At 72.2% G+C, this 17,425-nt stretch carries 18 protein-coding genes; 8 read left to right on the forward strand and 10 right to left on the reverse strand.

The genetic code is table 11. From position 1 onward, the window contains the following. The first annotated feature begins 151 nt into the window (after window positions 1–151). The 5 genes from E1287_RS35680 (at window position 152) to E1287_RS35700 (ending at window position 4,962) form a co-directional block, all read left to right on the forward strand. On the forward strand, window positions 152–1,927 hold the full coding sequence (locus E1287_RS35680; protein WP_131969696.1) for a DUF2207 domain-containing protein: 1,776 nt from the start codon (window positions 152–154) through the stop codon (window positions 1,925–1,927). Window positions 1,928–2,011: 84 nt separating this feature from the next. Continuing rightward, a complete protein-coding gene (locus tag E1287_RS35685; protein WP_131969697.1) occupies window positions 2,012–2,296 on the forward strand; it encodes a hypothetical protein in 285 nt (94 codons plus the stop codon). 206 nt (window positions 2,297–2,502) lie between these two features. Continuing rightward, entirely contained in the window at window positions 2,503–3,222 is a 720-nt protein-coding gene (locus E1287_RS35690; protein ID WP_207934661.1) for an FCD domain-containing protein, read from the forward strand. Further along, window positions 3,219–4,496: an MFS transporter gene (locus tag E1287_RS35695; protein WP_243719663.1), complete on the forward strand. Its 1,278-nt coding sequence runs from the start codon at window positions 3,219–3,221 to the stop codon at window positions 4,494–4,496. The genes E1287_RS35690 and E1287_RS35695 overlap by 4 nt, the downstream gene beginning before the upstream one ends. 40 nt (window positions 4,497–4,536) lie before the next feature. Continuing rightward, window positions 4,537–4,962, forward strand: a complete 426-nt coding sequence (locus tag E1287_RS35700; RefSeq protein ID WP_131969698.1) for a hypothetical protein — start codon at window positions 4,537–4,539, stop codon at window positions 4,960–4,962. Window positions 4,963–4,980: 18 nt separating this feature from the next. On the opposite strand, the gene E1287_RS35705 is transcribed toward E1287_RS35700, so the two are convergent. Both E1287_RS35705 and E1287_RS35710 read right to left on the reverse strand, forming a co-directional pair. Then, complete coding sequence (locus E1287_RS35705) at window positions 4,981–5,961, reverse strand: asparaginase (RefSeq protein ID WP_131969699.1); 981 nt, start codon at window positions 5,959–5,961, stop codon at window positions 4,981–4,983. A 212-nt stretch (window positions 5,962–6,173) separates the two neighbouring features. Continuing rightward, entirely contained in the window at window positions 6,174–7,001 is an 828-nt protein-coding gene (locus E1287_RS35710; protein WP_131969700.1) for a 3-keto-5-aminohexanoate cleavage protein, read from the reverse strand. A gap of 20 nt (window positions 7,002–7,021) precedes the next feature. Between E1287_RS35710 and dtd the strand changes: the two genes are divergently transcribed. After that, entirely contained in the window at window positions 7,022–7,447 is a 426-nt protein-coding gene (gene dtd, locus E1287_RS35715; RefSeq protein ID WP_131969701.1) for a D-aminoacyl-tRNA deacylase, read from the forward strand. An 18-nt stretch (window positions 7,448–7,465) separates the two neighbouring features. Here dtd and E1287_RS35720 read toward each other — a convergent pair whose 3' ends face one another. The 4 genes from E1287_RS35720 to E1287_RS35735 form a co-directional block, all read right to left on the reverse strand. Then, on the reverse strand, window positions 7,466–7,945 hold the full coding sequence (locus tag E1287_RS35720) for a hypothetical protein (RefSeq protein WP_131969702.1): 480 nt from the start codon (window positions 7,943–7,945) through the stop codon (window positions 7,466–7,468). An 80-nt stretch (window positions 7,946–8,025) separates the two neighbouring features. Further along, window positions 8,026–9,012, reverse strand: coding sequence for a folate-binding protein YgfZ (locus E1287_RS35725; protein WP_131969703.1), 987 nt, complete (start codon window positions 9,010–9,012; stop codon window positions 8,026–8,028). A 9-nt stretch (window positions 9,013–9,021) separates the two neighbouring features. After that, a complete protein-coding gene (locus tag E1287_RS35730) occupies window positions 9,022–9,438 on the reverse strand; it encodes a transcriptional repressor (RefSeq protein WP_131969704.1) in 417 nt (138 codons plus the stop codon). 375 nt (window positions 9,439–9,813) lie between these two features. Beyond that, window positions 9,814–10,299 carry an FABP family protein gene (locus E1287_RS35735; RefSeq protein ID WP_131969705.1) on the reverse strand — a complete coding sequence of 162 codons (486 nt, stop codon included), beginning with the start codon at window positions 10,297–10,299 and terminating at the stop codon, window positions 9,814–9,816. A gap of 165 nt (window positions 10,300–10,464) precedes the next feature. On the opposite strand from E1287_RS35735, the gene E1287_RS35740 reads away from it, so the two are divergent. Then, on the forward strand, window positions 10,465–10,827 hold the full coding sequence (locus tag E1287_RS35740; protein WP_131969706.1) for a DsrE family protein: 363 nt from the start codon (window positions 10,465–10,467) through the stop codon (window positions 10,825–10,827). 762 nt (window positions 10,828–11,589) lie between these two features. After that, window positions 11,590–12,609: a TerC family protein gene (locus E1287_RS35745; RefSeq protein ID WP_131969707.1), complete on the forward strand. Its 1,020-nt coding sequence runs from the start codon at window positions 11,590–11,592 to the stop codon at window positions 12,607–12,609. A 40-nt stretch (window positions 12,610–12,649) separates the two neighbouring features. Here the strand turns inward: E1287_RS35745 and E1287_RS35750 are convergent, their stop codons facing one another. The 4 genes from E1287_RS35750 to E1287_RS35765 all read right to left on the reverse strand — a co-directional run. Continuing rightward, a complete protein-coding gene (locus E1287_RS35750) occupies window positions 12,650–14,821 on the reverse strand; it encodes an MMPL family transporter (protein ID WP_131969708.1) in 2,172 nt (723 codons plus the stop codon). Window positions 14,822–14,900: 79 nt separating this feature from the next. Next, window positions 14,901–15,812 (reverse strand): RNA polymerase sigma factor SigJ, encoded by a 912-nt coding sequence (gene sigJ / locus E1287_RS35755; RefSeq protein ID WP_243719664.1) that lies wholly within the window; start codon window positions 15,810–15,812, stop codon window positions 14,901–14,903. Window positions 15,813–15,875: 63 nt separating this feature from the next. Next, window positions 15,876–16,595 (reverse strand): SDR family oxidoreductase, encoded by a 720-nt coding sequence (locus E1287_RS35760; protein ID WP_131969710.1) that lies wholly within the window; start codon window positions 16,593–16,595, stop codon window positions 15,876–15,878. 11 nt (window positions 16,596–16,606) lie between these two features. Beyond that, window positions 16,607–17,425: helix-turn-helix domain-containing protein (locus E1287_RS35765; protein ID WP_207934662.1), on the reverse strand; the 819-nt coding region annotated here is incomplete at its 5' end.

Raw genomic sequence — 17,425 nt, forward strand, 5'->3', positions numbered from 1 at the left:
ACAGTTAGGCAGGGGGCGGCCCGTAGCCGGACGAGCCGTGGCCGGAACGTCCGTACGGCTGTGCCGGATGCCGCGGCGGAGGAGGCGGCGGGGGGTACTGACCTGCCATAGCAGAGAATCATCGCACGCATTGCCGATACCATTTGCGGCCATGTCTGCTCTTGCGGCGATGTTCCGGTTGCGGCCGGTGGTTGCGGTGTTGTCGGGTGCTCTGTCGGCAACGGCCGTTCTGTCCGCGTCGACCTGCGTTTCCGCTTCGGCGGCGGATCAGGCGCAGCCGGCGCGGGAGCGGCTCGCCGCGCCGGAACGCGTCCTGAAGGACGAGGCCGTCCTCACCACGGGCAAGGGCGGTGTGACCCGGGTGAAGGAGACGATCGTCTACCGGTTCGACGGCGGCAAGGGCTTCGACCGGACGTTCCCCACGCGCAGCCACGAGAGCCTCACCGAGGACCGCGTCTACAAGATCGAGAACCTGCGGGCGAGCAGCCCGGACGGCGGGCCCACCAAGGTCGGCTCGTCCGGCAAGGACACCACGACGACGGTCTCGGTGACCGGCGGCCAGAAGCTGACCGGCAACCGCACGATCGTGCTGGAGTACGACGTGCGCGGCGCGATCACGCCGATGGGCGCGGCGGAGGAACTGCGCTGGCCGGTGATCGGCGGCTGGAAGGTCCCGGTGGACGAGGCGCGCGCGATCGTGGACGGCGGCGCGACGATCCGCAACGTCAACTGCTTCACCGGGCCGATCGGCAGCACGATCGGCTGCACGCAGTACTACACCAACCACACGCACACGCAGGGCGTCTACGCGCAGCAGGGGATGCTGCCGGGCGAGTACCTCACGGTCGTCGCGGGCCTCCCTGCCGGGACGACCGGCGGCCGTGCGATCTACGAGCGGCGGCACACGATCGCGACGGCGTTCTCCGTCAACGCCGTCACCGGCGGCGCGCTGATCGGCCTGCTGGTGCTGCTCGGCGGCGGCCTGGCCGCGCTCTACATGGCCCGCGGGCGGGACGCGCGGGTCGTCGTGAAGAAGGCCGCCGAGGGCGACCACGCGCCGCTCGCCGGGGCGGAGTTCGAGCCGCCGGACGGGGTGCGTCCCGGCCAGATCGGCACGCTGATCGACGAGCAGGCCGACGTGATCGACGTCACCGCGACGATCGTCGACCTCGCCGTCCGCGGCTACCTGCTGATCGAAGAGGAGGACAGGGCCAGGTCCGGCCGCCTCGACTGGACGCTGCGGCGCCTGGACCGCCCGCAGGTCGACCTGCTGCCGTACGAGCGGATCCTGCTGGACGCGCTGCTCACCGCCCCCGACGGCACCGGCCGCGACGCGGTCAAGCTGTCGCAGCTCGGCGGGACGTTCGCGACGAAGCTCGCCCAGGTCAGGTCCGCGATGTACGACGACGTGGTGAAGCAGGGCTGGTTCGCGCGGCGGCCCGACACCGTCCGGTCCCGGTGGACGGTCGCGGGCATCCTGATCACCCTGCTCGGCGTCGCCGGGACCGTCGCGCTCGCGCTCACCACCGAATGGGCCCTCGCCGGGCTCGCGGTGATCATCGCGGGCGCGGCGCTGGCGTACGGCGGCCAGTACATGCCGGCGAAGACGGCGCGCGGCGCCACGGTCCTCGCGCACACGATCGGCTTCCGCGCGTTCCTGGAGCGCGGCGCCATCCCGGACGGCGACGCGGTCGCGTCCCAGCAGCGGATCGCGCTGTTCTCGCGGTTCCTGCCGTACGCGGTGGTGTTCGACGCCGTCCCGAAATGGGCCGAGACGGTCAAGGACGCGGGCGAGCGGGCCGAGGGCGCCGACAACCTCTACTGGTACGAGGGCCCGGCCGAGTGGGACCTGTCGAAGTTCGCCGAGTCGATGCGGACCTTCACCCTCGCGACGTCCGGTTCGATCTCCCAGTCCCGCGGCCTGTGAGGACCGTTTCCCATCGGACGGTGTCCGAAAAGCAGCCGGACGGTTAATGATCTGACGGCGGGTAGGGGTTGGGGCGAGGAGGTGTTGTTCCTCGTGCTCCCCAGCCCCGTCCCGGTCCTCTCGGCCTCCGTCCTCGCCGACTCCACCCGCCTCGGGGACGCGTACTTCCTGGCCATCGGGCCCGCGGTCATCTTCCTGGCCGTCATCCTCTGGGTCGTGGTGACGTTGCTGGCGTCGCGTCAGCCGCCGCATCGCCCCAAGAACGGGTCCTCCGGGCTGCCGCATCGCGGGCCCGTCCAGGGCGGGGTGATTTCGGGCAGCCCGTCGCAGCGGACGCGCCGCGACCCGGTCCCGCCCGAGCCGCACTGACGCCGTAGACGATCAAAGCGCCGGCAAGGATGCGACGCCCGCCGGATCGGTTCCCTCGCCCCACACCCCGGCCGGCGGGCGTCGTCCGCGCCCGCGGTGATCGCCGAGGCCCCTCCCGGCGGTCATCGCGGGTTCCGCTCCGGGCCCGCCGGAAATCACCGAAATCCTCTAAGTAAGATGTCTGACGTCTTACTTGGGAGGTTTCGGTGGGTTTGAGTCCCGTCCCCGGCGGGTCGACGGTCGACGCCGTGCTCGATCAGCTCCAGGCCCAGATCAGCGACGGTTCCTGGCCGGTCGGACGGCGCATCCCCGCCGAGCTGGACCTGGCCGCGCAGCTCGGCGTGAGCCGTCCGGCGGTCCGGGAGGCGATCCGGGCGCTGACGCACGTCGGGGTGCTGGAGGTGCGGCGCGGGGACGGAACGTACGTCCGCAGCACGGCCAACCCTCGTCCGCTGCTGCGCCGGCTGGCTCGCGCGTCCATCCGGGACTTCTTCGAGGTGCAGCTCGCCTACGACGTCCAGGCTGCGCGGCTCGCGGCGCGGCGCCGCACCGACGCCGATCTGGCGCGTCTCGAAGGGCTGCTCCGCGCCCGCGACGAGGCCACCGAGCCGGACGCGTTCGGAGCCGCCGACGCGGCGTTCCACCTGGGCATCGCCGAGGCGTCCGGCAATCCGGTGCTGATCGAGGCGATGCGCTTCTTCATCGACCGGCTGCACGAGTCGATGCGCGCCATCAGGCTCGACCGCGAGGTGCCCGAGGCCGGTCCCGCCGCGCACCGCGCCGTCCTGGACGCGATCGCCGCCGCCGACCCGCAGGCCGCGGCGTCGGCGGCGGCAGCGGTGGTCGAGCCGACCCTGGTCGTGCTGGAGACGCTGGCCGCCCGCGAAGAACCGGCCGCGAACGCCGAGGCCGGGGCGGGACGGTGACGCAGGCGCGGACCGGCCGGCACCGGCGAGCCGGGGTCGCCGGGGCCCTGCTGATGATCGTCTTTGTGGCGGTCAACCTCCGTCCGGCGATCGCGGCGGTCGGGCCCGTGCTGACCGAGATCAGGGACGCGTTCGGCCTGTCCGGGACGGCGGCCGGGGCCCTGACCACGCTGCCGCTGGCCTTCTTCGGCTCCTACGGGCTCGTCGCGGCGTTCCTGCGGCGCCCGCCGCGCAGCGAGACGCTGCTGGTCACCGCGATGGCGCTGCTCGTCGCCGGGCTGGTGCTGCGCCTGCTGGACGCCCCGGTCCCGCTGTTCGCCGGCTCGCTGCTCGCCGGGATCGCGATCAGCATCGGCAACATCGCGATGCCCGCGATCATCAAGCGGGACCATCCGGCGCGGATCACCACGGTGACGGCGGTCTACACGGTCGCCGTGTCGGCCGGGGCGTCCGTCGCGTCCGGCCTCGCCGTGCCGATCGAGGACGCCTTCGACGCGTCATGGCGGCTGCCGCTGGGCCTGCTGGCGATCCCGGCGGCGCTCGCGGGGCTGGTCTGGCTGCCGAGGGCGCGCCGGGCCGCGCACGCCGCGCGGTCCGCCCCGCCCGTGGCGTCCGCGCGCGGGGTGGCGGCGCGGGTGTGGCGCTCCAGGCTGGCGTGGCAGGTCACGGTGTTCATGGGGATGCAGTCGCTGCTGGCGTACGTCGTCCTCGGCTGGCTCCCGACGCTGTGCCAGGACCGCGGGATGGACGAGACGTCGGCCGGATACGTCCTGGCCCTCGCGGCGGGGCTCCAGGCGGTCGGGTCGCTGGCCGTCCCGGTGCTGGCCCGGCGGACCCGCGACCAGCGCCCGCTGGTGGTCGCCACGGTGGCGCTGTCCATGCTGGGGTTCGCGGGCGCCACGTGGGCGCCGATCGAGTCCGTCTGGGGATGGACGATCGTCCTCGGGCTGGGGCAGGGTCTCGGGTTCGCGTCCGCGCTGTCGTTCATCGGGCTGCGGGCGCACGACGCCCAGGTCGCGGCGCAGCTGTCCGGGATGGCGCAGGGAATCGGCTATGTCATCGCGGCGCTCGGCCCGCTCGCGATCGGCGCGCTGCACGACGCCACGGACGGCTGGACCGTTCCGATGGCCGGCGTGCTGCTCGTCTGCGCCCTGATGGCGCTGCCCGGACTGGCGGCGGGACGCAACCGCTCGATCGGCGAGACCGCCCGCGGGAAGGGCGAACCGGCCACCGATGGGGTTAACGCGGAAATAAGCGGACACATCCCTAATTGACCCCGGCCCAGGCCGATACACCACCGGGAGGTGGTCCGACATGCTCGCCACGATCCTGGCCGATCCCGTGCTGGCGGAGACGGCCCCGCGCGGCGCCCACTGGTGGGCGTGGATCATCCCGGTCGTCGCCGTGGTGGCGCTGGTCGGACGGCTCTCCATGACGGTGCTGGCGTCGTCCCGGAAGATCCACCCCGAGCGCAGGAACGACCAGCACAACCATCGCGGGATGGAGCAGGGCGGCACCTACACCTACCGTCCCGGCATGTTCTCGCACAGCTACCCGCCGAGCAGGGAGTCGCAGCACGAGGAGTTCCGGCGCGACAACCCCCAGCCCGGTCGGGAGCCGAAGAACCCGTGGCCGGACGGCGTCCTGTACGAGCAGACGATCTTCAAGGCGGAGTTCGAGGAGCTCAAGGACGAGGAAGCCGCCAAGGACAAGGAGACCAGGAGCGGCGGCCCCGCCTGACCGGCCGGGGGCGGCCGCCTACCGGGCGAAGACATTCGGAGCCGGACGGATTGCGCCGACGACGCCGTCTCCCCCGCGCACCTCCACCACCGCGAGCTCGTCCAGCGCCGCCACGTCCAGTTCCGGCACGCCCTCGTGCACGTCGAGGGCCCGCAGGAGCGCGACGGTGACGGGCGTCCTGGCCCGCATCGCCCCGTCGTCGATCTTGACGGCGCCGGCCCGCCCACCGGGCAGCGCGAACACGTCGACGCCCTCCGCGCCGCACTTGACCAGCAGGCCGGGGACGGCGTCCATCAGCCGCCGCTCCTCGCGCCGCGTGCCGGACGTCCACTGCGGATGCGTCCGCATCGCCTCCGCGACCTGCCATTCGGGCGTCCCGGGACCGGCCAGGACGAGCGCGCGGAACGCCCGCGCCACCCCTGACGTGGACACGGCGAACAGCGGCGCGCCGCACCCGTCGATCCCGACCGCGGTGACCGGCTCACCGGCCAGCTCCTCCACCGTCTCCCGGACGGCGACCTGCAGCGGATGCTCGGCGTCGAGGTAGGACGCGGTCGGCCAGCCGACCGCGACGCACGTGGCGAGCATGGCGGCGTGCTTGCCGGAGCAGTTCATCCGCAGCCGTGACGCGCCGCCGCCGCTCCGGGCGACGTCCTGCTGCGTCCCGGGGTCGAGCGGCCAGCTCTCCGGGCAGCGCAGGTCGTCGGCCACCAGCCCGGCGCCGGCGAGGATCTTCTCCGTCCCCTCGACGTGGAAGTCCTCGCCCGAGTGGCTGCCGGCGGCGAGCGCGAGCAGCTCGCCGTCCAGGTCGAGCCCGGCCCGCAGCATCGCGACGGCCTGCATCGGCTTGTTCGCCGAGCGCGGGAAGATCGGCACGTCCGGGTTCCCGGCGCGCACCGCGACCGTCCCGTCGGCGGCGAGCCCGACGGCGGCCCCGCGATGCCGGGACTCCACGAACCCGGACCGCTCAACCTCGACCAGCACAGGATTGATCTCCACCACTGCCCCTCCTCCGCGTCCCTGCTGCCTCCATGGTCGACTACCCGGCCCACCCCTGAGAACCTCGGCCACGACGCCCCGGCGTCCTGCACGGGCAGGTCGCCGGGGCGCCGTCAAGCGGTCAGGCGTCCGGACGGCCCGAACCGGAATATGTGCGGAGAGTGGTGAATCAATTACGATCAGTGGTAGATCGTTGGTAGTTTTTTCGCGGCTCAGCGCGGTTTGACGCCGAGAAGGGCGCGGGCGTCCGCGGACGGCATCGGTGGACGTTGCGCCAGGTGCGCGGCCTTCGCGGCGCGTTCCACGAGCTGGACGTTCGCCGTCACCGGCTGTCCCTTCGCGAGCGTGACCGTGTCCTCCATCCCGACCCGCAGGTGCCCGCCCGCCGAGAGGGCGGCGAGCAGGACGGGAAGGGACGTGCGGCCGATGCCGGTGGCCGACCACGTCGCGCCGTCCGGGAGGGCCTCGACGGCGGCGACGAGCGTCCGCGCGTCGCCTGGCATGCCGCCCGGAACGCCCATCACCAGGTCGCAGTGGACGTGCCCGCCGTACGGGAGCCCGTGCTTGTCCAGCAGGCGGTGCAGCGCGGCGACCTGGCCGAGATCGAACAGCTCGAACTCCGGGACGACCTCCATCGCCTGGGTGCGCTGGTAGAGCTCCACCATGAACGGCCAGGGGTTCATGAACACGTCGTCGCCGAAGTTGACCGTCCCGCAGGTGAGCGAGCACATGTCGGGTTCGGCGTCCAGGACGCGGAGGCGGTCCTCGTACGGGTCGGTGACCGCGCCGCCCGTGGACAGCTGGACGATCAGCCCCGTGCTCTCCCGCAGCGCCCGCACCGTGTCCCGCAGCCGGGACAGGTCGAGCGTGGGCCGCGCGTCGTCGTCGCGGATGTGCACGTGGATCATGGCCGCCCCGGCCGCCTCGCACTCCTTGGCCGTCTGGACCAGTTCATCAAGGGTGACGGGCAGGCCCGGAACGTCCGCCTTCGCGGACTCCGCCCCCGTCGGCGCCACCGTGATGAGCGTCGATGCTCCCATAGGCGGCAGAATGCATGGTCATGCGTGCGGTAGTCCAGAGGGTGAGTCAGGCCAGCGTGTCCGTGGACGGACGTGCCGTCGGTGCGATCGAGGGGCCGGGGCTGCTGGTCCTCGTCGGCGTGACGCACGACGACGATGCCGCGAAGGCCCGCAGGCTGGCGGCCAAGCTGTGGGGGCTGCGGATCCTCCAGGACGAGAAATCGTGCTCGGACGTGAACGCGCCACTGCTCGTAGTGAGCCAGTTCACGCTCTACGGGGACGCGCGCAAGGGCCGCCGCCCGACATGGACGGCCGCCGCACCCGGCCCCGTCGCCGAGCCGCTGGTGGACGCCGTCGTCCACGAGCTGAGGGCCCTCGGCGCGAAGGTCGAGACGGGCGAGTTCGGCGCGGACATGAAGGTCGCCCTCGTCAACGACGGCCCCATCACGCTGATCGTGGACGTCTGATCACGGTCGGGCGGCCGGTCAGCGGAAGCCGTAGACCATGCCGACCAGGACCGCGACCGTGCCGAGGGCGGCGAGGAGGATGAGGACGCGGTCGGCCGGGGTGAGGCGTCCGCGCACGTACGGGGAGTGGACCACGCCGCCGGTCTCTGGGTCCTCGCCGTTCTTCTGGAACGGGTTGCGGAGGCCGGCGAGCCGCCACAGCGCGTCGTTCTTCAACTGCTGGTGGCCCGGGCCGCAGGCGAACAGGCGTCCGCGGACGCGTTCCGCGCAGGGATGGCCCTGCCGTTTCAGCACCCGGCACAGCGTCGGGACGAGGACGAACTCGTACAGGCACCACGTCAGCAAGCCGAGCAGCGCGACGCGCCACGACTGGAGCCACAGGGCGAGACCGGCGATGGCAGCGAACAGGGCCCACCACACCAGTGCGGACTCCCGGCGCGGCAGGCGCCGGGCTCCCTTCCTGGCCGCCGGTGGCTCTTTCCCCAGGTTCGGGACCATCGGTAAGAATCCGCCTTCCCCTGGGCACGGCCGGTCAGAAATCGGCTGACTCAGACGATTTTGCCCCAGAGGTCGGAGTTCTACCCGTGTTTCGCGGGCCGCCGCCGAAGATCGATCTGCGCGTTCGCGCCGGTCTCCGGAGACACGACGACCTCCTGCGCCGCCGCGACGCCGTCCGCCAGGAGCTCGGCGTCCACCGGGACGTTCCGCTTGACCAGCGCCAACGCGATCGGGCCCAGCTCGTGGTGGCGGGCCGAGGAGCCGACGAACCCGACGGTCCGCCCGCCGGGGATCTCGACGGGAGCGCCCTGGGCGGGCAGCCGGTCGACGCTCCCGTCCAGGTGCAGGAAGACCAGGCGGCGCGGCGGACGCCCGAGGTTGTGGACGCGGGCGACGGTCTCCTGCCCCCGGTAGCAGCCCTTGTTCAGGTGGACGGCCGTCTCGACGTAGCCCGCCTCGTGCGGGATCGTCCGGTGGTCTGTGTCGAGGCCGAGGCGGGGGCGGTGCTCGGCGATCCGGAGCGCCTCGTACGCCCAGAGCCCGGCAGGCCGCAGCCCTTCCGGGAACTCGTTTCGCGGCACGATCCGGGTGACGGCGCCGGCGGCGTCCGGCCAGGCGAGCTCGCCCTGGCCGGCGGGCCCCGGGACGGTGATCACGGCATGGTCGGCGGACAAATCGGCGACCTCGACGCGGAGCATGAACCGCATCCGGTCGAGGAACTCCACCAGCGCGGGCGCCGCGCCGGGCTCCACGTGCGCCCAGACGGCCTCGCCGTCGTCGATCAGGAAGAGGTGGTGCTCGATGTGCCCGTGGGGGCCGAGCAGCAGCGCCTCGGTGGGCTCGAACGGCTTCAGCCCGTCCAGGTGCTGGCTCAGCAGGCTGTGCAGCCAGCTCAGCCGGTCCGGGCCTGAGACGCGGACGACGCCCCGGTTGCTCCGGTCGACGAACGCCGTCCCGTCCGCCAGCGCGCGTTGCTCTTGCGCGGGTTCGCCGTAGTGCGCGGCGACCTCCTGGTCGGGCGCATCGGCGGGGACGGCTCCGGGCGACTGCAGCAGCGGGCTCTCCATGCACCCAGGTTATGTCGCGCGGCAGTCCTTGCACCGTCCGTAGACAGTGAGGTGGTGCACGTCCGTCTCGAAGCCAAAGTCGCGCAGGAGGCCCTCGGCCAGCCCGGCGGCGGCCCTCGGGTCGACGTCCTGGACGGTGTGGCAGCCCCGGCACACGAGATGGATGTGCTCGGCCTCGGCCGCCAGGTGGTAGTTCGGCGGCCCGTGCCCGAGATGCGCGTGCTTGACCAGCCCGAGCTCTTCGAGCAGCTCGAGCGTCCGGTAGACGGTGGAGATGTTCACGCCGCGGGCGGTGCGCTGCACCTCGGTGCAGATCTCCTCGGGGGTCGCGTGCTCCAGGTTGGTGACCGCCTCAAGGACCAGCTGGCGCTGGGGGGTGACCCGGTACCCCTTCGCCCGCAGCTCCTCCTGCCACGACTCGACCATGCCCCGAGTCTAGATCCCGAACGCCGCCGCCCGTCCCGCCGTCGCCGCCCGTCCCGCCGCGCGCCTCCCATGCCGGACGTTCAGCTCGCGGAAAACCCGCTTGCCCCGCCGCGAGGGGCTCGCATAGCGTGCGAGGTACGCGCGAAAGGAGGTGGTCCTAAACAATGGTTTCTTGTAGGACTCGCGAGGTGACTGTCAGCTAGTCGCCGTTCCGCCTCGGCGCCGCCGCCCTCGGCGGTGGCAACCGGTCGCGACGGTGACCGGCGAATCCCAGGCAGTTACCCGGTCCCCGGACCGATGGACCCGTCCTGTCCATCACCCGCCCACGCGGGAAGGTCCGGGGATCGTTCATGTCCGGCGCCCGTCAGGGGCCGCTCAGCCGACCCTCTTGAGCTGCGCGGACAGATGCGACTGGAGCTTTTGGCCCACGGCCGCCATGTCGTAGGCCCAGCCGAGGTCCTCGCCGATCATGCCGTACAGCCGGTGGCCGCCCGTCACCTCCTTGGCCGACTCGGTGCGCGCGACGACGTCCGTCCGCAGCTCGACCCGGCTGAACGCGACGGTGCCGACGTAGATCTCGACGATGCCGGTCGGGTGGGCCAGCGTCACCTCGACCTGGTTGTCGGGACGCGGCCGCCAGTAGCCCGTCTCGGTGGCCAGCGGGCGCCCGAGCGTGCCGTCCTCCTCGATCAGCCAGGTCCGGCTCGCGTAGCTCAGGAACGGCTTCCCGATGTGGGTGAAGGACAGCTCCTGCCCGAAGTTGAACGACTCGATCGTGGGATAGCCGCCGACGCCGGCGCCCTCCCAGGTGCCGAGGAGGAACTTCAACGGCTCGAGGTCCGGATGCAGCTCAGGATCCATGGGCACCGAGCGTAGCGGCGTCCGATCACTTGAGGCGGCCGAGGCGGATCACCAGCAGGACGGCGGAGACCACCACGAGCCCCAGGAAGACGACGAGGACCCCCGCGTTCAGCATCCCACCCATACCGCAGGATGCTACGCGCCCCGCCGGGCTACAGTTCAAGCATGGCGAGACCGCTGGTGATCAAAGTGACGGCGGGCGCCGACGCCCCCGAGCGCTGCAACCAGGCGTTCACCGTGGCCGCGGCGGCCGCCGCGAGCGGGGTGCCGGTGTCCCTCTGGCTGACCGGCGAGTCCGCGTGGTTCGCGCTGCCGGGGCGCGCGGCCGGGTTCTCACTGCCGCACGCCACTCCCCTGGACGACCTGCTGACCGTGATCCTCACCGCCGGGCGCGTCACCCTCTGCACGCAGTGCGCGGCTCGCCGCGACATCGGCCCGGACGACGTCCTGCCCGGCGTCCGCATCGCCGGCGCGCCGACCTTCGTCGAGGAGGTCACCACGGACGGCGTCCAGGCGCTCGTCTACTGAGCCGCCACGGCGGAGGGTCGCGGCGGCGACTGCCAGGCCTGCCACGACGGCGCCGCTGAGGCCGAGCATGAGGTCGCCGACGGTGTCGCGGTAGGCGGTGACGGCCTCGGGGGTGTCGAGGATGAAGACGCCGTACTCGATGAACTCCCAGACGATGGCCGTGATCGCGCCGATCCCGGCGCAGGTCAGCGCCAGCGTCCAGCCGCTGAGGCCGCCCCGGCGGCGGAGGGCGAGCCCGGCGGCGGCGCACAGCAGGGCCCAGTTGGTGAAGTGGCAGGCGTCGTCGAACCATCCGATGGTGTCGTAGAGGTCGGCGGCGTTGCCCGCGACGTCGATGAGGAACGGCGCGGTCACGAGGAGGTCGATGTCCCACGGGAACGCCTTGGCCCGTCCGCGCAGCGCCCAGATCAGGGTGACGAGCATGACGGCGGCGGGGTAGGCGGCCACGCGGACGCCCATCGCCTTGTCCGCGAACCGGTCCCATTCGGGGAAGGCGACGGCGAGGGCGAGGAGTGCGGCCAGGGCCGCCTTGGCCAGGAGCGCGGCGGGAAGCCATCGGGACGTGTTCATGCCCGCAGCCTGTCCGTCCGCAGGTGGCGGGCACATCGGCGCGGATACTCAGATCCGCGTGAGTGCCAGGGCGTCCGGGGCGAAGGTATAACCGCCGAAGAACGGATATAGATCCACTGGACGGAGGCGAGGGCGCACCCTCCGAGGGCGCGGCCTCGGGAAGCCGACGCCCCTACCGAGTGGAGCCGCCGGATGGTCGACATACCCGCATGGGCCTGGGGCGCGACGATCGCCCTGATCATCGCGCTGTTCGTGTTCGACCTGCTCGTCGCCGTCCGGCGCCCGCACGCGGTCGGGCTCCGGGAGGCCACGTTCTGGTCGGTGTTCTACATCGCCCTCGCGCTGCTGTTCGGCCTCGCCGTGTGGATCCTCGGCGGGTCGACGGCGGGCACCGAGTACTTCTCCGGCTGGGTCGTGGAGAAGAGCCTGTCGGTCGACAACCTCTTCGTCTTCGTGATCATCATGGCGCGGTTCGCGGTGCCCCAGGAGTTCCAGCAGAAGACGCTGCTGTTCGGGATCGCGGCGGCGCTCATCCTGCGGGCCATCCTGATCGCGGTCGGCGCCGCGGCGATCAACCTGTTCTCGTTCACGTTCCTGCTCTTCGGGCTGATCCTGATCTGGACGGCGGTCCAGCTCGTCCGGCACCGCAACGAGGAGCCCGACGTCGAGGACACCTTCTTCGTCCGGCGCGCCCGCAAGCTGTTCCCGGTGAGCACCGACTTCCACGGCGGCCGGATGCTCGCGCACGAGGACGGCCGCCGCGTGGCGACGCCGCTGCTCCTGGTGTTCGTCGCGATCGGCAGCACGGACGTCCTGTTCGCGCTCGACTCCATCCCCGCCGTGTTCGGCGTGACGAAGGACCCGTTCATCGTCTTCACCGCCAACGCGTTCGCCCTCCTCGGCCTGCGCGCCCTGTACTTCCTCATCGAGGGGCTGCTGGAACGGCTCGTCTACCTGACGATCGGGCTGTCGACGATCCTGGGGTTCATCGGCGTCAAGCTGATCCTGCACTTCCTGCACGAGGACGTCACCAAGTCGGTCCCGGAGATCCCGACGCCGCTGTCGCTGGGCGTGATCCTGGCGATCCTGCTGTTCACCACGGGGGCCAGCCTCGTCCGCGTCCATCACCACCCGGAGGAGAAGGCCCGCCCCGGGACGCTCCGCAAGCGCCGCGAGAAGAAGCAGCGCGAGGAGGAGCCCGCCGGCCGGTGACGAGGCCGGACAGCGGGCGGCGGGCTCGTCCGTGCGCCTGTCAGGCCTTCTCGACCTGAACGTTGGGCAGCAGGCGGTCCAGCGGACGCGGGAACCACCACGCATGCCGGCCGAGCAGCCGCATCACCGCCGGCACGATCAGGCAGCGGATGATCACGGCGTCCACGAAGACGGCCACGGCCATCCCGAAGCCGGCCTGCTGCAGCAGCCGGTCGGGGCTGAGCATGAACGCGCCGAACACGACGACCATGATGGCGCCGGCCGCGGTGATCACCGACCCGGTGTGGGCCAGCCCCTCGCGGACGGCGTGGGCCGCGTCCCCGGTCCGGAGCCATTCCTCCCGCATCCGGGACACGAGGAAGATCTCGTAGTCCATGGACAGCCCGAACACGATCGCGAACACCATCACCGGCAGGTACGCCTCGATCGGCGCGGCCTCGGCGCCGAACCGCCCGTCCTGGAAGACCAGCTTCATCGCGCCGAGGGCCGCGCCGATGCTCAGCAGGTTCAGCAGCGCCGCCTTCAGCGGGATCAGCACGGAGCGGAACACCGCCATCAGCAGGACGACCGACAGCCCGACGACGATCGCCATGAACAGCGGCATGCGGTCCGCGACCTTCGCCGAGTAGTCCTCGGCCGCGGCGGTCGCCCCACCGACGAGCACGTCCGCGCCGGTTCGCGCCGACACCCCGGGCAGGACGTCGTCGCGGAGCGTCGAGACGAGCTCCGTCGTCTCCTCGGCCTGGGGGGACGAGGCAGGGAAGACGAGCATGGTGGCGATCCGTCCGTCCGGCGCGGCGACCGGTGCGCCCGCGGCCTTGACGCCGTCGACGTCCCGGAGCGCCTGCTCGACCGCCGCGCCCGCCTGCGCGGGACCTCCCTCGCCGCCCTGCACCACCAGCAGGAGCGGCCCGTTGAATCCGGGCCCGAATCCCTGCGACAGCAGGTCGTAGGCTTCGCGGCTGGTCGTGTCGCGCGGGTCGTTGCCGGCGTCCGCGAACCCGAACCGCATGCCCAGCGCCGGGACGGCGAGCGCCCCCAGCAGCACCCCGGCCACCAGCAGCGCCGCCATCGGACGCCGCTGCACCAGGACGCCGACGCGCCGCCACATCGCGCCCTCGTCCGCCCTGCCGCGCGCCGCGCGCCGCGCGGCGCGAGCGGCGAACTGGCGCGCGAACCGCTTCCCGAACACGCCGAGCAGCGCGGGCAGCAGGGTGAGCGACGCGAGCATCGTCACCAGCACGGTCAGCGCCACCGACAGCGCCATGCCCTGCAGCGATCCGAGGCCGAGCGCCACCAGCCCGAGCAGCGCGAGGATCACGGTGCAGCCCGCGAAGAACACCGTGCGGCCCGCGACGTCCAGCGCGGCGACGGCCGCCCGGCCCGGCGGGGTGCCCTTCACCAGCTCGCCCCGGTACCGGGCGAAGACGAGCAGCGCGTAGTCGATGCCGACGCCGAGCCCGACGAGGATCATCACGTACGGCGTCCATTCGGCGATCGTGAACACGTGCGACGCCAGCACGATCGCGCCGAGCGTCGACCCGACGGCGAACACCGCGGTGATGATCGGCAGCCCGGCGGCGATGAACGTGCCGAACATCAGCACCAGGATGACCATCGCGGCGAGCAGCCCGACGCCCTCCGCCGTCCCGCCCTCGCTCTGGGCGAGCAGCCGCGCGGCCTCGCCGCCCAGCTCGACCCGCAGCCCGTCGCGCGACGCCTTCGCCGCCGCCTCGTACACCAGCTCGCTGTCGGGCTTGGTCATCTCCTTGGACGGGATGTCCAGCACCGCCGTGGCGTAGCCGATCCGGCCGCCGGGCGCGATCGCGGACGGGTCGGCGTACGGGCTGCGCACCTCGGCGACCTTCGGGAGCGCGGCGACCTCGTCCAGCATGGCCTCGACCTGCCGCCTGGTGGCGGGCGCGGTCAGCCCGGCGTCGCTGCTCAGGACGATCTGCATCGTGTCGCCGGCCCGGCCGAGACCGTGCTCGGTCAGCAGGTCGGCGGCCTCCTGGGACTCGGTGCCGGGCAGCGAGTAGTCGTTGCGGTAGTCGGTGCCGGTCACCGTCGCGGCGCCCCAGACCCCGGCGAGGACGGCGACCCAGAGCACCAGGACGAGCCAGCGCCGCCGATGAGCGAATCCGGCGACGCGGGCGAAGACGCCCGCGGGCGGGCGCACCGCCTCGGTCGGCGTTTCCTCCGTAAGTGTCATGACCTTTCCCTCACAGTTGATTACTCTCAGTAGTTGGTCGCGGGCGTGCGGGATCGCCGGCGGAGCAGGGCGGGCAGGATCAGCCGGCGTCCGGCTCCTGGACGGTGGTGAGCTTGTCGGGGTTGCGGACGACGTCGATCGCGACGATCCGTCCGGCGTCGACGGTGATCGCCGCCACGGACAGGTTGCCGTCGATCCCGCGCGCGACGATCCCCGGCGATCCGTTGACCGTGGTCACGCGCAGCCCGGAGATCGGCGCGCCGCTGAAAGCGAGCATCGCCGCGGCCACCTCGTCCGCGCCGCGCAGGACGCGCGGCACCGTGCTGACCTTGCCGCCGCCGTCGCCGCGGAGCACGACCTCGGGTGCCAGGACGTCCATGAGCCCGTCGAGGTCGCCGTTCTGGCAGGCGGACAGGAACGCCGTGACCAGCGCCCGCTGCTCGTGCGGCGCGGGCGGGAAGCGCGGCCGGCCCTCCGCCACGTGCCGCCGGGCCCGGGACGCGAGCTGCCGCACCGCCACCGTCGACCGTCCGACGACCTCCGCGACCTCGTCGAACGGCAGCCCGAACACGTCATGCAGCAGGAACGCCGTCCGCTCGGCGGGCGACAGGCTCTCCATGACGACGAGCATGGCCATGCTGACCTGCTCGTCCATCGTGACCCGGTCCGCCGGGTCGGCGGTGGGCGCGGCGTCCCCGACCAGGGGTTCGGGCAGCCACGTCCCGACGTACCGCTCGCGGCGGGCCCGCGCGCTGCCGAGCGCGTCCAGCGCCAGCCGCCCGACCGTCCGGATCAGCCAGGCCGGAAGGTCGCGGATCTCCCCCGGGTCGTCCAGGCCGCGCAGCCGCAGCCACGCCTCCTGGACGCAGTCCTCGGCCTCGGCCAGCGACCCGAGCGTCGCGTAGGCGACGCGGACCAGCCGCGGCCGTTCCATCTCGAATGCCTGCGCGAGTTCGTCCCCGACCGGTCCGCCCCCGGTACCAGCTGTCACGTCCATACGCCAAGGACGACATAGCCCTCGTCGACGTGACATCTCCGTCCAGGACGGACACCCCTAGAGGACGAAACCGCCCGTGGCGCGGATGTTCTGGCCCGTGATCCAGCGTCCGTCCGGCCCGGCGAGGAACGCGACCACGTCGGCGATGTCCTCGGGCGCGCCCAGCCGCCCCAGCGCCGTGAACGCCGTGGTCTGCGCCAGGGCCTCGGGCGGGTTCGTGTCGCGCAGCAGGTCGGTCTCCGTCGCGCCCGGCGAGACGGTGTTGACCGTGATGTCCCGCGCGCCGAACTCGCGGGCGGCGACCGCGGTGAACTGCTCCAGCGCGGCCTTGCTCGCCGAATACAGCGCCAGGCCCGGCATCGGCAGGACGGTGTTCAGCGTCGAGACGTTGATGACGCGTCCGCCGTCGCGCAGCAGGGGCTCCGCCCGGCGCATCGCCAGCAGCGGAAACTTCGCGTTGACCGTCATCACCTGGTCGAACAATTCCGGGGTGATGTCGCGAATGGCGGTCGGCGGATTGATGGCGGCATTGTTGACGAGAATGTCCAGCCCATCTTCAAGGTGCTCGAACAGCGCGTCCAAGCTCGCCAGATCCTCCTGATCGGCGCGGACGGCGGTCACCCCCGCGACCTCTCGCGCGAGCGCGTCGGCGGCGTCCTTGTTCTCCCGGTAACTGAAGACGACCCGCGCGCCGTCCCGTGCGAGCCGCCGGACGATCGCCTTCCCGATACCGCGTGAACCGCCCGTGACCAGGGCGCTCTTCCCGTTGAGCGTCATGACCCCAGACGCTAGTCGCTCAGCCGATCCGCGTATTGAAGAAATGCGCGCAGTTCCTTCGGGGTGACCCCCGCCATCGCGCGCACTTCGCGGTTGAAATGCGGCTGGTCCGCGAACCCGCAGGCGGCCGCCGCGCCGAACGTGCCCGCCGGCGCGCTGAGCACCTGCGCCGCCCGCTGGAACCGCGCGACGCGCGCCACCGTCTTCGGGCTCAGCCCGATCTCCCGCTGGAACCCGCTCTCCAGCCGCCTGCGACCGACGCCCAGCTCAGCGGCCAGCTGCGCGATCTTGATCCGGCCTGCCGCCTCCTGCAGACGCCACCATCCGCGCGCCGCCTCGCTGTCCAGCCCCGCTTCAGGACGCAGCCATCGGGTGAGCAGGTCGTCCAACACCGCGAACCTCGCGCCCCAGCCCGGCGCCGCGACCAGCCGCTCCGCCAGTTCACCGGCCCGGCGTCCAAGCAGGTCATCCAGCGGGCCGACCGTTCCGGTCAGCACACGCATCGGAACGCCGAAGACCGCCCGCGCCCCCGCAGGCGTCAGCCCGACCGTAACCCCGCGCCGCCACCCCGCTTCCTCGCACACTTCCGGAGCACCCCGCGCCCCAAAGGCCAGCGAGCCACATCCCTCGAAGTCGACGATCAGCGTCACCAGATTCAACGGCAGCACCCTGCGACACGCCACGTCCGCCGCCGCCCCAGCACGAAAACCTCCGTACCCCGCCACATACGGACGCAGCCAAGGCGCAGCCAGCCGAACCACCGACGCACACGGCTCCGCCCCCACCCGCACCAACACCGAATGCACCTGCCCCACCCCACCATCCTCCCC

The organism is Actinomadura sp. KC06 (genome assembly GCF_004348735.1).
Lineage (GTDB): Bacteria > Actinomycetota > Actinomycetes > Streptosporangiales > Streptosporangiaceae > Spirillospora.

Excerpts from the sequence above, each read along its gene's own strand:
- E1287_RS35700 (WP_131969698.1), top strand. The coding sequence starts at position 4,537 with ATGCTCGCCACGATCCTGGCCGATCCCGTGCTGGCGGAGACGGCCCCG.
- E1287_RS35745 (WP_131969707.1), top strand. The coding sequence starts at position 11,590 with ATGGTCGACATACCCGCATGGGCCTGGGGCGCGACGATCGCCCTGATC.
- E1287_RS35730 (WP_131969704.1), bottom strand. The coding sequence starts at position 9,438 with ATGGTCGAGTCGTGGCAGGAGGAGCTGCGGGCGAAGGGGTACCGGGTC.
- E1287_RS35710 (WP_131969700.1), bottom strand. The coding sequence starts at position 7,001 with ATGGGAGCATCGACGCTCATCACGGTGGCGCCGACGGGGGCGGAGTCC.
- E1287_RS35720 (WP_131969702.1), bottom strand. The coding sequence starts at position 7,945 with ATGGTCCCGAACCTGGGGAAAGAGCCACCGGCGGCCAGGAAGGGAGCC.
- dtd (WP_131969701.1), top strand. The coding sequence starts at position 7,022 with ATGCGTGCGGTAGTCCAGAGGGTGAGTCAGGCCAGCGTGTCCGTGGAC.
- E1287_RS35725 (WP_131969703.1), bottom strand. The coding sequence starts at position 9,012 with ATGGAGAGCCCGCTGCTGCAGTCGCCCGGAGCCGTCCCCGCCGATGCG.
- E1287_RS35680 (WP_131969696.1), top strand. The coding sequence starts at position 152 with ATGTCTGCTCTTGCGGCGATGTTCCGGTTGCGGCCGGTGGTTGCGGTG.
- E1287_RS35760 (WP_131969710.1), bottom strand. The coding sequence starts at position 16,595 with ATGACGCTCAACGGGAAGAGCGCCCTGGTCACGGGCGGTTCACGCGGT.
- E1287_RS35735 (WP_131969705.1), bottom strand. The coding sequence starts at position 10,299 with ATGGATCCTGAGCTGCATCCGGACCTCGAGCCGTTGAAGTTCCTCCTC.
- E1287_RS35740 (WP_131969706.1), top strand. The coding sequence starts at position 10,465 with ATGGCGAGACCGCTGGTGATCAAAGTGACGGCGGGCGCCGACGCCCCC.
- E1287_RS35750 (WP_131969708.1), bottom strand. The coding sequence starts at position 14,821 with ATGACACTTACGGAGGAAACGCCGACCGAGGCGGTGCGCCCGCCCGCG.